The sequence below is a fragment of the Phocaeicola barnesiae DSM 18169 = JCM 13652 genome (genome assembly GCF_000374585.1).
Classification (GTDB): domain Bacteria; phylum Bacteroidota; class Bacteroidia; order Bacteroidales; family Bacteroidaceae; genus Phocaeicola; species Phocaeicola barnesiae.
The window spans coordinates 13,881-27,285 of the sequence record NZ_KB894658.1 but is presented as its reverse complement, the minus strand read 5'-3'; the positions used below and the strand labels follow the sequence as shown (position 1 = coordinate 27,285).

General features: G+C 46.3%; 16 protein-coding genes and 2 pseudogenes. 9 read left to right on the top strand and 9 right to left on the bottom strand.

What is annotated here, in order from left to right; genetic code table 11:
- Positions 1-117 precede the first annotated feature (117 nt).
- Entirely contained in the window at positions 118-1,263 is a 1,146-nt protein-coding gene (locus tag C510_RS16595; protein WP_018711843.1) for a Y-family DNA polymerase, read from the top strand.
- Positions 1,264-1,332: 69 nt separating this feature from the next.
- Here the strand turns inward: C510_RS16595 and C510_RS16590 are convergent.
- From C510_RS16590 to C510_RS0113620, 3 genes and pseudogenes are all read right to left on the bottom strand, one after another.
- A pseudogene (locus C510_RS16590) lies at positions 1,333-1,622 on the bottom strand (antitoxin HicB); the annotation flags it as partial.
- 1 nt (position 1,623) lies between these two features.
- Positions 1,624-1,989, bottom strand: coding sequence for a helix-turn-helix domain-containing protein (locus C510_RS0113625; RefSeq protein ID WP_018711842.1), 366 nt, complete (start codon positions 1,987-1,989; stop codon positions 1,624-1,626).
- Between the two features lie 37 nt (positions 1,990-2,026).
- Entirely contained in the window at positions 2,027-2,323 is a 297-nt protein-coding gene (locus C510_RS0113620; RefSeq protein ID WP_018711841.1) for a type II toxin-antitoxin system HigB family toxin, read from the bottom strand.
- A gap of 133 nt (positions 2,324-2,456) precedes the next feature.
- Between C510_RS0113620 and C510_RS17790 the strand changes: the two are divergent.
- Positions 2,457-2,696 (top strand): annotated as a pseudogene (locus tag C510_RS17790) (transposase); the annotation flags it as partial.
- A 151-nt stretch (positions 2,697-2,847) separates the two neighbouring features.
- On the top strand, positions 2,848-4,041 hold the full coding sequence (locus tag C510_RS0113615) for an acyltransferase family protein (protein WP_018711840.1): 1,194 nt from the start codon (positions 2,848-2,850) through the stop codon (positions 4,039-4,041).
- 1 nt (position 4,042) lies between these two features.
- Here C510_RS0113615 and C510_RS0113610 read toward each other — a convergent pair whose 3' ends face one another.
- The 4 genes from C510_RS0113610 to C510_RS0113595 form a co-directional block, all read right to left on the bottom strand.
- Complete coding sequence (locus tag C510_RS0113610) at positions 4,043-4,933, bottom strand: EamA family transporter (RefSeq protein ID WP_018711839.1); 891 nt, start codon at positions 4,931-4,933, stop codon at positions 4,043-4,045.
- Positions 4,934-5,339: 406 nt separating this feature from the next.
- Positions 5,340-6,215 carry a fimbrillin family protein gene (locus tag C510_RS0113605; RefSeq protein WP_018711838.1) on the bottom strand — a complete coding sequence of 292 codons (876 nt, stop codon included), beginning with the start codon at positions 6,213-6,215 and terminating at the stop codon, positions 5,340-5,342.
- A gap of 15 nt (positions 6,216-6,230) precedes the next feature.
- Positions 6,231-7,454 carry an IdeS/Mac family cysteine endopeptidase gene (locus C510_RS0113600; RefSeq protein ID WP_025892854.1) on the bottom strand — a complete coding sequence of 408 codons (1,224 nt, stop codon included), beginning with the start codon at positions 7,452-7,454 and terminating at the stop codon, positions 6,231-6,233.
- A 122-nt stretch (positions 7,455-7,576) separates the two neighbouring features.
- Positions 7,577-7,798, bottom strand: coding sequence for a hypothetical protein (locus tag C510_RS0113595; protein WP_154651989.1), 222 nt, complete (start codon positions 7,796-7,798; stop codon positions 7,577-7,579).
- A 12-nt stretch (positions 7,799-7,810) separates the two neighbouring features.
- Here C510_RS0113595 and C510_RS0113590 point away from each other — a divergent pair, with 12 nt between their 5' ends.
- The 4 genes from C510_RS0113590 to C510_RS17835 all read left to right on the top strand — a co-directional run bounded on the left by C510_RS0113590 (position 7,811) and on the right by C510_RS17835 (position 10,270).
- Positions 7,811-8,017 (top strand): hypothetical protein, encoded by a 207-nt coding sequence (locus C510_RS0113590; protein ID WP_018711835.1) that lies wholly within the window; start codon positions 7,811-7,813, stop codon positions 8,015-8,017.
- A gap of 266 nt (positions 8,018-8,283) precedes the next feature.
- Positions 8,284-8,592: a helix-turn-helix domain-containing protein gene (locus C510_RS0113585; RefSeq protein ID WP_022339291.1), complete on the top strand. Its 309-nt coding sequence runs from the start codon at positions 8,284-8,286 to the stop codon at positions 8,590-8,592.
- A 7-nt stretch (positions 8,593-8,599) separates the two neighbouring features.
- Positions 8,600-10,090 carry a type II toxin-antitoxin system HipA family toxin gene (locus C510_RS0113580; RefSeq protein WP_018711833.1) on the top strand — a complete coding sequence of 497 codons (1,491 nt, stop codon included), beginning with the start codon at positions 8,600-8,602 and terminating at the stop codon, positions 10,088-10,090.
- Positions 10,091-10,138: 48 nt separating this feature from the next.
- Positions 10,139-10,270 (top strand): hypothetical protein, encoded by a 132-nt coding sequence (locus C510_RS17835; protein WP_261976303.1) that lies wholly within the window; start codon positions 10,139-10,141, stop codon positions 10,268-10,270.
- Here C510_RS17835 and C510_RS0113570 read toward each other — a convergent pair.
- Together C510_RS0113570 and C510_RS16580 are read right to left on the bottom strand one after the other, a co-directional pair.
- Positions 10,260-10,778 carry a GNAT family N-acetyltransferase gene (locus C510_RS0113570; protein WP_018711831.1) on the bottom strand — a complete coding sequence of 173 codons (519 nt, stop codon included), beginning with the start codon at positions 10,776-10,778 and terminating at the stop codon, positions 10,260-10,262. The genes C510_RS17835 and C510_RS0113570 overlap by 11 nt on opposite strands.
- Positions 10,779-11,481: 703 nt before the next feature.
- Entirely contained in the window at positions 11,482-11,820 is a 339-nt protein-coding gene (locus tag C510_RS16580; RefSeq protein WP_040366301.1) for a hypothetical protein, read from the bottom strand.
- 20 nt (positions 11,821-11,840) lie between these two features.
- Between C510_RS16580 and C510_RS0113550 the strand changes: the two genes are divergently transcribed.
- Together C510_RS0113550 and C510_RS0113545 are read left to right on the top strand one after the other, a co-directional pair.
- The gene (locus C510_RS0113550; RefSeq protein WP_018711827.1) at positions 11,841-12,467 is read left to right on the top strand and encodes a type IV toxin-antitoxin system AbiEi family antitoxin domain-containing protein; all 627 of its coding nucleotides are present in this window, start codon (positions 11,841-11,843) and stop codon (positions 12,465-12,467) included.
- On the top strand, positions 12,464-13,291 hold the full coding sequence (locus C510_RS0113545) for a nucleotidyl transferase AbiEii/AbiGii toxin family protein (protein WP_025892850.1): 828 nt from the start codon (positions 12,464-12,466) through the stop codon (positions 13,289-13,291). The genes C510_RS0113550 and C510_RS0113545 overlap by 4 nt, the downstream gene beginning before the upstream one ends.
- The last annotated feature ends 114 nt before the right edge of the window (positions 13,292-13,405 follow it).

Here is a 13,405-nt window from a genome sequence, read left to right as displayed (position 1 = left end):
CAGATTTTCAGAACTTTTTTTATTCCCCCACCCGGCCGTATTCGGCGGAATATATGTTTATCTATTCTATACGGGTAAACCGCATGAAATATCTGTGTCTTTTATAGTTAAATAAGCATGATACTTTGCATCGCACGTAGTAACGAAGCGAAGGCTCTGGGCATCCCGATGGGCGCACCTGCCTATCAGATACGGGAGCAGGTGGAAAAGTATGGAATAGTAGTCTTCTCATCGAACTACACCCTTTACGGAGATATGTCATCACGGGTCATGTCTATCCTTTCCTCGCTGGCACCGGATATCGAGGTTTACTCCATAGACGAAGCATTCGTCAACTTGGATGGAATCGCGGACTATCAGAGTCTGGGAACTAATATCGTCAACAAGGTGTACAAAGGTACCGGTATTCCCGTCAGCCTAGGCATCGCTCCTACCCGTACACTGGCCAAGATGGCCAACAAATTCGCCAAGAAATACCCGGCTTACAAACGTGTCTGCTGCATCGACTCGGACGAAAAGCGGGAGAAAGCCCTGCGTCTGTTCGCTATCGGAGACGTGTGGGGCATCGGCCGCCGGCAGGCCGCAAAGCTGGAGAAAGAAGGTGTAAAGACCGCTTACGACTTCACCCAACTACCCGGCTCATGGGTACGCAAATACATGACGGTGGTCGGCGAACACACCTGGAAGGAACTTCATGGAATCCCCTGCATCACCGAGAACATTACCCCCCGGAAACAAATATGTACCTCACGCAGCTTCGGTCAGATGATTGAGAACATCGAACAGATGGATGAAGCGGTGTCTACCTTCGCATCTACATGCGCTAAGAAACTACGGGAACAGAAAGGATATGCCGTATCGCTCCTGGTCTTCATTCAGACCAACCGTTTTCGGGAAGACCTCCCCCAATACTGGAAAAGCGTATCTGTAAATCTGCCGGTACCGACGGACGATACGCTGGAGATTGTCCATTATGCCCTGTCCGGTTTGCGGAACATCTTTAGAGCGGGATACCAATACAAGAAGGCTGGCGTTATCATCACGGAAATCACCAGTAACGTGCAAGGGAACCTGTTCGACACCGTTGACCGTGACAAAAGAGACCGGCTGATGAGCGCCATTGACTCCATCAACGATAAGCATGGTCACTCCGTCAAGTTGGCCATCCAAGGTCACGGAGCTGGCTGGAAATTGAAGCAGGAGCAGCTATCCAAGCACTATACGACTGACCTTGGGGAGATTATCGAGATAAATTGCAGGTAAAAATATCTGGACCACGATTTATATTGATTCGGACGACTCTTTTAGGTCCATACTGATGTCTTTTTATTTGTGTACTTCCTGTTGTTCATTGCTTCCGGTTATCCGGCTCAAAGCGGCTTGGGTAAATATGACGCTGTAACAGTTGTAAAGGTAGCCGCATCTATCTTGAACTTCAAGGTGAACTCTCCCTTGAGGGCCTCGCAAGGGTTCGGGTTGTCCTCCAGATACAAGTCTATGGCCTCCTTCATGTTCTCCTCAATTTCTCTTATGTCATTACCGACCGTAATAACTGGAGCCCCTTCAATGTAAGCACTGAGATTATCCCCAGCATCTTCAACTATTACTTCAATAACTTTCATATCAAACACCTAGCACTATATTAGCGTCAATATTCAGTTTTTTACTAATTTCACGAGCAACCTTCAATGTTGGCTCACATTTACCAGAAATATAATCACTCAAACGTGAAGGGCTAACACCAATCAATTTGGCCAGTGCCTTTTGGTTAAGCCCCATTTCATACATACGGAGTTTGAGAACATCAACAAGTGTTGGTTCTCCTAACGCAAAATGCTCTTCCGAATAGTCAGCAACAAGGTTAGAAAGCAATTCCAACTCTATGCTATTAGAATCATCGAGAGGTGTTTCATCTGTAACCAGTGGAAGTAACTCTTCAACCCTTTTTACAGCCCAGTCGTATTGAGCTTTTGTTTCTATCTTTGTCATAGCTATGTGGTAATCGGTAACCGCCGATTCGGTTTAATTATAAAACTGAACAATCAGCTATTCTGTCATATTCGGCATGAGTGCCAATGAAACGAATATAAACAAACTTTATGGTGAATTTTATCACTACAATCAGCCTGTAATTATTTCCTTTAATATTGAATACATAATGTTGGTTACCCACATTATCAACACTATTGAAAGTCTTTTTTACGTCTGCAAAGCAAGTCCATTCACTTTTCTTGACTATGGCAGCCCATTCTTGTAAAGTGACCTTTGCATCAGGATACATTTCTGCATATTCCCTTATAGCTTGTTCTGTAAATATTCTCATTAGGTTCACTCAATTATCATATTGCAAAAGTAAGAAGAAAATTCTATTTTCCAAAATTGTATTCTATTATTTATAATCGCATAAAGAAATAGCGATACCCGAAAGCTACCGCCATAGACTAGTCTGGATGGATGTACAACTTTGTGTCGTACATCAGATTCGTGATTCCATCAAATAGGCAGGCTCCAAAAATCAAAAGGAATTCCTGAAGGATTTGAAATGCGTTTATCAGGCTGTAAATAAAGAATCGGCAGATAATGAACGTCTTAAGTCGGAAGAAAAATGAGGCGAACAGTATCCTATCGTCATCAGGTTCTGGCAGGACAATTGGGATAAGCTATCCGAATACTTCCAGTACACTCCGGCTATCCGGTTGGGGTAAATGGAGCAGATATAGCACCCGTCCAGCGGCATTTGTCCGATACCATAAAGCGGTAGAAACGAGATAATACTTCTCCCGAAGCCGGGGATATTCAAGCCAGAAACACTATCTTTGCAAAAAACTAATACTATTACTATACGATATGGAAAAAGTGATTAAACCGGGGAACGTAGACAATGTTTATTTGGCATCCAAACCCAGGTATGAGATTCTTGACGGACTTCGTGGGGTTGCCGCCATGCTGGTGGTTGCCTTCCACCTGTTTGAAACCTATTCAAAAGGCCCTGCCTTTCAGATCATCAACCACGGCTATCTGGCAGTCGATTTCTTCTTCGTGCTTTCAGGCTTCGTCATCGGTTATGCCTACGACGACCGTTGGGACAAGATGTCCACCTGGATGTTCTTCAAGCGCCGGCTCGTACGTTTACATCCGATGGTAATCATGGGAGGATTCATCGGAATGCTCCTGTTCTATTTCGGAGCATCTCCGAGTTTCGCACTCATCGACCAGACCCCCTGGTGGGTGGTCATCCTCATGTTCCTGCTGGGATGTACCATGATACCCGCGGCGGCCAGGCTCGATATCCGCGGATGGGCCGAGACCTACCCCCTCAACGGTCCATGCTGGTCGTTAATGCTCGAATACATCGCGAACATCTTCTACGCGCTCTTCATCCGTAAGCTGGGGAAAATCGCTTTGGGAGCTCTGGTAGGCTGCTTTGCCGTACTCACCGTCACGCTCACCATGAACATGGACCCGTTCGGGCTGTTCCCAGAAGGAAACTATGCGGCCTATACGGTCATCGGAGGATGGGGCATTACCCCCGACCAGCTGTACATCGGTTTCACACGCCTGCTCTACCCCTTCTTTTGCGGCCTGCTCATTTCCAGAATCGGGAAATACATACAGGTTAAACGCGGCTTCTGGTGGTGCTCCTTCCTGATAGCCTGCGTACTGGTCATGCCCCGCGTAGGAGGTACGGACCCGGACAACTTCTGGATGAACGGAATCTACGAAGCCGTATGCATCCTGATAGTCTTTCCGCTGGTCGTTTCCATGGGAGCCGGAAGCCGAATCAGCGGAAAGAAATCCGTCGCCATCTGTAAGTTCCTGGGAGAAATCTCCTACCCCATCTACATCACCCATTATCCGCTGGTATACATGCAGATGTCTTGGGCGGCTCGTCATCCGGACGCTCCACAAGGACAACACGTGATGGTTGCGGTATCGATGTTCATACTCGCCGTACTGATGGCATACGCTACCCTCAAGCTCTACGACGAGCCGGTACGCGAATGGCTGAAGAAACGGCTACTGATGCCTCACAAGAAATAAGTCAGCGTTTGGTCACGGTTATCATGAACGTGACGGCAACGATTGCGATGACAATCCCGATCACGATATTGGCCGTAAGCGGCTCGCCGAACATGAGCGTGCCGACCAGGATAGCCGTGATAGGCTCGAATACCCCCAGGACCGACGCTTTCGTGGCACCGATGTTCCGGGAGGCGACGGCCAATGTAGCGGTCGAAACAACCGTAGGCAACAGGGCCAGCCCCAACAGGTTAAACCAGTCCGTACCCGTCGTGATGCACGAGGTAAGCTCCGTACCGGAATACAGGATTTTACCCAGGAAGACGAAGGTTCCCACCACAAGGGTACAACAGGTCAGCAACGAATTCGATATGGAGGCAATGGCCTTGCTCCGGTTGATGATGACGATGAAAAGGGCATAGACCAAGGCCGAGCCTAACGAAAGGAGGACACCGAGAGGATTGAGGGCCTGGGCCCCATCCCCTTGCGTCATGATAAGTACCCCGCCGAAAGTGGCCGCAATGGCGAGCCACACCGGCCACGAGGGCACCACCTTCAGGAACACCATGATGATGGCCACCAGAACCGGATACAGGAAGACGAGGGTCGTGGCAAGCCCGGAAGCGATGTAATGGTACGCTTCGAAAAGGAACAGGCTGCTTGCGGTGTAAAGCAATCCCAGAACAAGCAGGATGCCCGCCTGCTTCCCTGAAATCCTGAAACGCTGCTTCCGGATTACCAGAAACGCGGCCAGCATCAGGACCGCAAAGAAATAGCGGAAAAACAATATCGACTCGATTGCACCTCCGTTCTTCATCAACGGAACGGCAAACAACGGATTCAACCCATAAGTTATGCCGGTGATAATTCCCGCCGGATAACCGATCAGGGCATTCTTGCTAAGCTTTTTCATTTTGTCGTATAAAAATAAAATTTCTGGAGGCGGTCCGGATGGTACAGAGAGGCTTCCTTTCCCCATGCCGGACAGGCCCTATCGGGGCGCAAAATTAATCATTATCTACCAAACCTGGACTTCTCTCCCGCACATTATCCGCACATGCAATCAACTATCAGGAAATCCCTGCGACGAAGATTCCCTTCCGGCATGCCTCCTTCCCTTTCCTCCGCTCCCCAAGGCCGGCATCAACCCCATCAAAAGACAAGAAGCTGCTTGAATTTCCTTGAACAAAATCCAAACAACTTCTAAAACCGGAATATTTTCCTCGGGCTATGGCTTTACCCCCGTTGATGACACAACAGGGATGCATTCAGACAAACATCCCGGCCGATGCTTTCGCGGGAGAGCGTACGGAAAAATGTCAACCTATCACCACTTCTCCGTCGGCCGTCACCTGGTTGTCCCAGGCATTGATGGAACCACCCTCTACCGTGATACCCTGCTGGCTGACTTTCAGAGTAAGCTTGCTGAATTTACCGCTTGACAAATCCGATTGAGAAGCGCTCAGCTGGTCCAACAATTCACTTAAGGTCAGCGATTTCGTATTTTCTCCGACGGTAATGTTCATCACAATGCCCGTAGTAGCCTGCGGCACCAGATAAAAGGAAGCAGCGGTCTCCTTGGACACATATTCACCCGTATCCTCCTTTACACCGACGATTTTCCCTTGCATCATATCCACCACACAGGTAGTCTTTGCCTGGAGACGGATAGAAAACGATTTCATGTCTTCGTCCGTATAGCTGTTTCCAGGAGTAAAATTCAAGTCCAGGCGATGCAAGGCGTGGTTAAACACCAGATTCACCGCTTCCGAAGTACCGGCGGTAACGGTCTGGGCAGATGCCAATAACAGGTCCGCTTCCGAAGCGGTCAACGGATTGAATTCGAAAGTTCCGCTCCGTGTCACTGCCTGTGACGGATAGCAGGCAGCCAAGGCTACTTTGGCAGAGCTGCCTTCCAGCCCCAGGCTTCCCCACGTCAGGATTCCCGAGCCATATTCATAGTTCACCGATGTCCGGTTCTCGTCCTCGTCTGCGATAAAAAGCGACATCCGGTCTCCTTGAGAGAAGTTTCCGCTCCCATCATCCGTATATTGAGGAGCACGTGTCCGTGAAGCGATACTTGCCACAATCTTGATGGCATCATCCGGAGCAGCCGGAGCTTCCGGAACCGAATTCCGGCAAGAGGTTGTCATCAGCGATACAGCCAAGAGCATGTAAAAATAATTCTTCTTCATTGTCTATGTAATTGATTATTCATTATTCATTGTTTCTTCAGGAAAAGCTTTTTGCCAGATATCGCGCCGCAAGTCCACCAGTGTAAGCGAAGTGAACTCAGCTCTGGCCGTAGGCTTGGTACCGTCCGTATAATCCTGCTGGACCAGGTAAGCGAACTCCTTACCCTGGTGTTCCGGGACGTCCGACAGGAGGTATTCCACTTTATAGCGTCTGAGCGATCCATGGTTCGGCTCATCCTCACCGTAATTGTTGTCGCAGAAGTAGACATTCGAAACGATTCCTTCCGCATCGAACTCGGCTCCCCAGATCACCATGGAGTGTCTTTTGGTATTCGGTCCGGCAAAGTTAAAGGCCGTAAAACAAATGGCCCGGTTCTTCCGGAAAGCGTCCTTTATCCAACGGTTGAAATTGTCCTTGGAAGTGTCTCTCGTTTCGGTTGCGATGGTGTCATCTTCCGAGAACACCCTGCTGAAGAAACCGTGGAATTCCGGCAGGCGGCAATAAATCAGATTCTTGTCGTTTCCGTTGATGAACCAGTTCACACCCCCCGTATCCCAACTTCCCTGATTGCCGAAAGAGGACTTGAAGAAATTGAATACCTCGCTATGCTGCTGGTTTTCGGGCGTCATCCGCGTATATTTCTCCGGCCGTTTCAGGTCGCCGTATTCAGGACCGTATTTCTTGTCGTAGGCCGCAATGTACTCCCGGTTCTGGTCCATCCACCAGTGTATCAGGTTCGAAGCGGCCGCGGCCCAGCACATGTTCCCGTCTCCCTGATACTTGAACGTCTTGTTGCAATCAAACCATCCGCACCCTTCCTTCCACGTAAGGTATTGGTTCTCGTACGGCAACGGGATAGACATGTTCTCGTACGAGTAACGGAACCAGATTCCATCCTCCACCTCTTTCTGCCACGACGGTATGGAAGGAACATTCTCCTTTCCGGGGAAAGCCGGCGATTTGATACCGTACACCCAGCGTGTCTGGTTGCTGAACTCCAGATCGGCCTCACTCCCTTCCTCCTTCTTCAGCGTCAGGTTGAGTGTAGTCTGCATCCCTTCGTTGAATCGTTCGGCACTGTTGTCGAACTTATAGGGCACCGATTTTCCTCCGCTGGTCAGCCGCAACAGCCCTTCCTCTCCGCGGAAAGCCTCGGTAGCCTGCGGAAGAATGATGATGCTGTACGAAGCGCTTCCCTGCCTGTAAGGCTTCAACCAGACGAAGCCGGAATCGCCCAAACCACCCCCGTACAAACCTCCGTCTGCAGGCAGATGAAAGATTGGGAATCAGAATTTTCCCGTTTCCTAAGGACCGTGATTTTTTCATTCCGGAGCATTTCCATACACCTCTTATTATTAAATCACCTGCCGGTATACCCAGACATCCCCTCGCGCAAGGTCATCTTCCCCCCGGAAAACGGGCCTCCGCAACCGAATAAAACGGGGTTGTTTGCAAATCCTGGTAAAATCCATATATTTGCATCAGACAAGACAGGCTGCTTACGACCTGGCACCCCCGGAAGCCCGATAGCTTCGCCACCCATTGTATCGCCACGTCCGGCCTTGTCGAATTTTGGAAACATCATTTACCGTTTATGACACCTCCTGCCATCGAACAATCCACCCCTGAAGAACGACGGGCTTTCGTAGTCGAAGCCTGGAAATGTCTGCACGATTGCGAGTCCTGCGGCAAGTGCCGTATCCTGAAAGGGAAAGACCCCGAAACGCTTTATGCCGACTACATCGAGGGCCTGCGCTCCTACATGGACATCACGCTAGACCTCAGGAACAAGAGCTATTAAGCATCAACCGGATTTCTGTTCCGTGAACCGCCGACACGCTTTTCAATAATAACTACAAGTCATCCGTGTCACCCGGAACTGAGTGACACGGAAGCTAAAGCCACAACTACAACCTCTCATTCCAATTTGATGACAAGTTTTCTTCCAAAAATTAGTTTTATTCTCATAAATTGCATAGATTTGCATCTATAACATTCATTATAATGAAGATTAATACCCGAATACACATATAATCATCACTATAATGATATATAAGTATGAGGAATATGGCAGATTTTTATGAATACTCTACTCCCGAGATTGTAAGGCTATTAGGTGCCCGGTTCAAAGAATACAGAATACGTTGCAATCTTACTCAGAAAGATGTCTCCGAGCAATCGGGCATTGGGCTTACCACCATCCACAAATTCGAGAATGGTACAGCAGGCAATATTTCATTGTCCACATTTATCGTGTTGCTGAAAGTGGTCGGACAGATCAACATGATAGACCATCTTCTTCCAGAGTTGCCTGAATCTCCATACCTGATGCGTAAAGACGATAAAAAGGCACAGCGCGTAAGACACTCTAAATGATACGAACATGGTACAGTCGTTGAAAGCAATGCTTTGGGGCGAAGAAATAGGCCGTTTGGCCTGGGACGCCAAACGCAGGTTGTCCTACTTCATGTATAACCCCGCCTTTTTGAAGAAAGGTCTGAATATTTCTCCATTGACGGCTCCTGCAGATGGGGTAAGAGGACTTATGCCTGTTTGGGGAGAAGATGCCAAAATCTATCAGAAATTACCGGCCTTTGTAGCCGATTCATTACCTGATGCCTGGGGTAATCAGTTGTTTGATTTGTGGCGCCAGCAGAGCCACCTGTCCAATGCGGACATTACTCCCCTCGACAAGCTTTCATTCATAGGGAAGCGTGGCATGGGAGCCCTGGAATTTTTACCGGAGGTTTCACGGGGACGTAAGGCCGAGAAAATAGACATCAAGTCTTTGGCCAGTCTGGCAGAACGCATATTCACAGAAAGGGAAAATGCACGGATTCTGCCCGAAGAATCCATTACCATGCAATCTTTGCTTACGGTCGGTACTTCTGCCGGTGGCCGTCAGCCCAAAGCCATTGTAGCTATCAACCGAAAGAGTGGAGAGATACATAGCGGGCAGATTTCCGGCTTGGACGATTTCGATTACTGTCTGATTAAATTCGGCAATTCACAATACAGTTCGGCAGAGTTGGAGATGGCCTATTACGAACTGGCCACTAGGGCTGGAATTAATATGATGCCTTCTGAACTCTATGAGGTAGATGGGAACAATCATTTCATGCCCCAACGTTTCGACCGCAAGGATGGAAAGAAGATTCATACCCAGACGCTGGCTGCCATCAGTCCCGAAGCCGACAGTTACGAACAACTGATGACCGTGTGCCGGAAACTCCATCTGCCCGAAGCCGATTGCTCTGAGGTGTTCCGCCGGATGGTATTCAATATCTTGGCCAACAATACGGACGACCACAATAAGAATTTTTCATTTATCATGAGTGAAGATGGCTCCTGGCGCCTGTCCCCCGCATACGATATCACTTATATCTTCGACAACGGCGGTTTTTTACCCGATGAAGATCATTGCATGTATATTAGGGCCAAACTCCGGAACATCACACGGGATGATGTAATCCAGTTCGCTAAAGACCATGGCATACGCCGGCCTGATGCAATGATACGTGAAGTAGCGAACAGCCTGAAACAATTCCGCATAGTCGCTACAAAATACGGTGTTGCCGAGCAATGGACAGGACGGATTGAAACCACCATAGCCAATCATTTGAGGTCCTGGGGCGAGTTGGAAGAAGTCACAAATACATCTGAAATAACCATCAACGGACATATCGTAAAGAACATCCGTATGGAGCAAGCCTTTAAAGGAAATTTCCATTTACTGGCCGAAATAGACGGTCATGAACGAAAGTTCGTTATAGGTAAAAACAAGGAAGAGTTTTCACTCATAGAATCGATGGGAATCGCAAATCTGCCACCAGAACAACTCAAGGATATGGTTGAGAAATATTTTGGTCTATAATTTGGGGTAGTGAATGACAAGTTATAAAAATTCAACGGTGTAACCCACATGAATGAAACGATCATTACCAACTGGAACCAGACGGTCGGCCCCGATGCCATCGCATTCCATCCAGGAAACTTCTGCATATTCAGCCATACATTCCAGCAAGCCCCATACGCTTCCGAAGTTATTCCATGACCTTTTCGAATATAAAATACTCATCATGGAAATCACTCCCTCCGGAAGGTCTGGATGGGTCCCTGTGCGCCTCATTGAAGAATTCCACAATCTTGAAACCGCATTTGTTTACATAGAAATGTATGTTGCGTTTCTCAAAATAAGGCGTAATCAGACGCCAGACCTTGGTATCAGGATATCTCTTCTCCAGACTCTGCCAGATCCGAAGTCCAAGTCCACGTCCGTGTTTGTCAGGATACACATAAAACAGCTCCAGCCAACTGATACCTGTTTGAGAATCAATCTTGACAACGACTCCTCCCACCTTCTCTCCGTCAGCATATACCGCCAGCGTTTCACATTGAGGGTCGTATAAGGAATGGCCTATATCATCATCCGGAATAATCTCTTCTTGCCCTACCTGATTTCCAAATGTTTCAATGACGGCAATAGAGAAAATCCCTTTCACGTCTGCCCGGAACCGGGCGTATTCCTGCTCATCCAGCTTGTTGAATGTAATGTTCGCCATATCTCTCTTACATTTATGATTTAATGTTGACAATTTCTACTCCTTAAAATCCCGCGGCATCTTTCCCTGTTGAGCTCGGACCAATTGCTTCTCGGCTTTCGTAGACAAAGTTTCTGGGCGCATATATTGTTGCTGCCATCAATGAATTTGCCAAAAGTCATCGTCATTCCGTCCGCGAAGCGAATAATTATCTGATACGCTTTTGCTACAATCTCCTCCATGTTACATGCAATTTAATTCACTGATACTCAATGCGCTATCTAAAGACACATTACTCTACTGATTATTCTCCCACACAAAGGCACTCAGCAGTTTATCCATTTGCGACATGGCATAGAGTGGACAGATTTGTACGTGACGTACTGCATTATTATCCTTGACATCTTGATACTCAAAGCTTCCATAGTTCTCCATTGAGCATCTAAGGGCATTGTCCAAATGCTTTTCGATGCAGTATGTGTACATCTTTGATTATCAATAGTATAGCGCTCTAAAAGGTACAACCAGTAGGTTGGCAAGTATCTGAGAATGTGTAAGTTAGTGATTTTTAGCACCATTCTCGGCTTGTACCTCCATTTTGGAAAGTAAAAGTAAGTGTAATTTCTTGAATATCAAAATGTGCGGTACAAAAACTTGTGAAAAATGCCGTTTTTTGATAAGAAAAGGTACAAAAATGGCTCTGAAACCGAGAGCCACATTATGATTATTTTGCAAAGTACTCAGTCTTCAACCAATAGGCATAAATCGGGTCCTGAAACGAGATTTCATCGGCTTTATTATCCAATATATCATTCTTGATAAGGGCTGCCTTTGAGCGTGATATTGAAGTCGTTGAAGATATTTGATAGCGATGCATCACTTCAGTTGAACTGAGGGCCTTTTCTCCGGCTATAAGGTTAATATTGTTTAGTTGCTGTGTGGTCAGTGTTTCGGTGATTGTTACAAACAACAGCCTTATGTGGCAGCGGTCGCTATTTCTTAAGATTGTCCGAGTAGTAATATTTTGAACAGAAAAAGAAGTATTATTTCTTTTATTGTTCAAAATATTACTATATTTGCAGTATGGACAGGCAATTAAATGAAATAGGAACCATTCCAGTAACGACTTCAATCATTGAATCGTTATATCCAGAACTTAAGTCTGCTGACAAGAAAGTAACCTGGCTCGAAAAGCAAGGGATTATCATCAGATTGAAGCGAGGACTTTATGTGATCAACCCCGAATATTCAGGAAAGACCCTATCGAGTGAGTTGATAGCCAATCATCTCTATACACCTTCGTATATTTCAATGTCTACTGCACTACGATATTATGGACTTATCCCCGAGGCTGTATATGTTCATCAATCAATGACGGTAAAGCATTCGCGTAGCTTTCAAACTCCGGTCGGCTGTTATGACTACAAACATATCTCAAAAATAGCATTTCCAATAGGAGTAAGGAGTATGTATAAGGATAATTATGCTTTTCTTATTGCATCACCGGAAAAGGCTTTGTGTGATTTGATTGCCAATTCCTCGCAGGTCAATCTTCGCTATATGAAAGATGTGGAAACATATCTTGAACAGGATATTCGTATGGATATGGATGAGTTCAATAAGATGGATAAAACCATATTCGAAGACTACATAAAAGTTGGCAAAAAGGCCGATTCAATTTCGACACTTTTAAAATTCTTAAGACGATGAAAAATGAAATATTCGACAATATGCTCTCCCGTTATGATTTAACAACAGAGCAACAGAAGAGAAACGCTATGTTTGAAGTGAACCAACAAGTGATACTTGCTGGCTTGTATGCCGGAGGCTTTTTTGAGTCGGCGGCTTTCTATGGTGGAACTTGCTTGAGAATCTTTCATGGCTTACAGCGTTTCAGTGAGGATATGGATTTTTCATTGCTTACGCAAGATGATAAGTTCGATTTTACGAAATACTTTCCTGCTATCGTTAATGCTTTTACAATGGTAGGCCGTGAGGTTGAAATAAAGAAAAAAGACAAGAGGAATTTCGGAAAGGTCGAATCGGCATTTCTTAAAGATAATACCGATGTGTATGATGTGACTTTCCAAACAGAGAAATCTATAAAGATAAAGATAGAAGTAGATACTTGCCCACCGTTGAACTTCAAGACGGAACAGAAGCTATTGCTTCAGCCATATTCATTTATGACCCGTTGTTTTACACTTCCCGACTTGTTTGCAGGCAAGATGCACGCCTTAGTATATCGTGCGTGGAAGAACAGAGTAAAAGGTCGTGATTGGTACGACTTTGAATGGTATGTACGCCATAATATTCCACTTGATTTTGCTCATCTGGCAGAACGATGCAAGCAGTTCAACAATGAGAATATCACTCCAGAGTTATTCAAGGAGAAACTCATTGAGCGTCTCTCTTCAGCTGATATAAAACAAGTGAAAGAAGATGTATTGCCTTTCGTGCGCAATCCAAAAGAACTTGATATTTGGTCAAATGATTATTTCGTGCAGTTGGCCGGGATGGTAAGAATAGAATAATACAACATTAAGCTTTCTCCAAGAAATAACTACTAAAGTATTTATAGCTTTAGTAAGCCTGCACCTTTTCTTATTGGCGAAGTCAATCCAAGTAAGGTTATACTTATTCATAGT

Coding starts and splice junctions, on each gene's coding strand:
- C510_RS16595 (WP_018711843.1), top strand. CDS start 118: ATGATACTTTGCATCGCACGTAGTAACGAAGCGAAGGCTCTGGGCATC.
- C510_RS0113625 (WP_018711842.1), bottom strand. CDS start 1,989: ATGACAAAGATAGAAACAAAAGCTCAATACGACTGGGCTGTAAAAAGG.
- C510_RS0113620 (WP_018711841.1), bottom strand. CDS start 2,323: ATGAGAATATTTACAGAACAAGCTATAAGGGAATATGCAGAAATGTAT.
- C510_RS0113615 (WP_018711840.1), top strand. CDS start 2,848: ATGGAAAAAGTGATTAAACCGGGGAACGTAGACAATGTTTATTTGGCA.
- C510_RS0113610 (WP_018711839.1), bottom strand. CDS start 4,933: ATGAAAAAGCTTAGCAAGAATGCCCTGATCGGTTATCCGGCGGGAATT.
- C510_RS0113605 (WP_018711838.1), bottom strand. CDS start 6,215: ATGAAGAAGAATTATTTTTACATGCTCTTGGCTGTATCGCTGATGACA.
- C510_RS0113595 (WP_154651989.1), bottom strand. CDS start 7,798: ATGTTTCCAAAATTCGACAAGGCCGGACGTGGCGATACAATGGGTGGC.
- C510_RS0113590 (WP_018711835.1), top strand. CDS start 7,811: ATGACACCTCCTGCCATCGAACAATCCACCCCTGAAGAACGACGGGCT.
- C510_RS0113585 (WP_022339291.1), top strand. CDS start 8,284: ATGGCAGATTTTTATGAATACTCTACTCCCGAGATTGTAAGGCTATTA.
- C510_RS0113580 (WP_018711833.1), top strand. CDS start 8,600: ATGGTACAGTCGTTGAAAGCAATGCTTTGGGGCGAAGAAATAGGCCGT.
- C510_RS17835 (WP_261976303.1), top strand. CDS start 10,139: ATGAATGAAACGATCATTACCAACTGGAACCAGACGGTCGGCCCCGAT.
- C510_RS0113570 (WP_018711831.1), bottom strand. CDS start 10,778: ATGGCGAACATTACATTCAACAAGCTGGATGAGCAGGAATACGCCCGG.
- C510_RS0113550 (WP_018711827.1), top strand. CDS start 11,841: ATGGACAGGCAATTAAATGAAATAGGAACCATTCCAGTAACGACTTCA.
- C510_RS0113545 (WP_025892850.1), top strand. CDS start 12,464: ATGAAAAATGAAATATTCGACAATATGCTCTCCCGTTATGATTTAACA.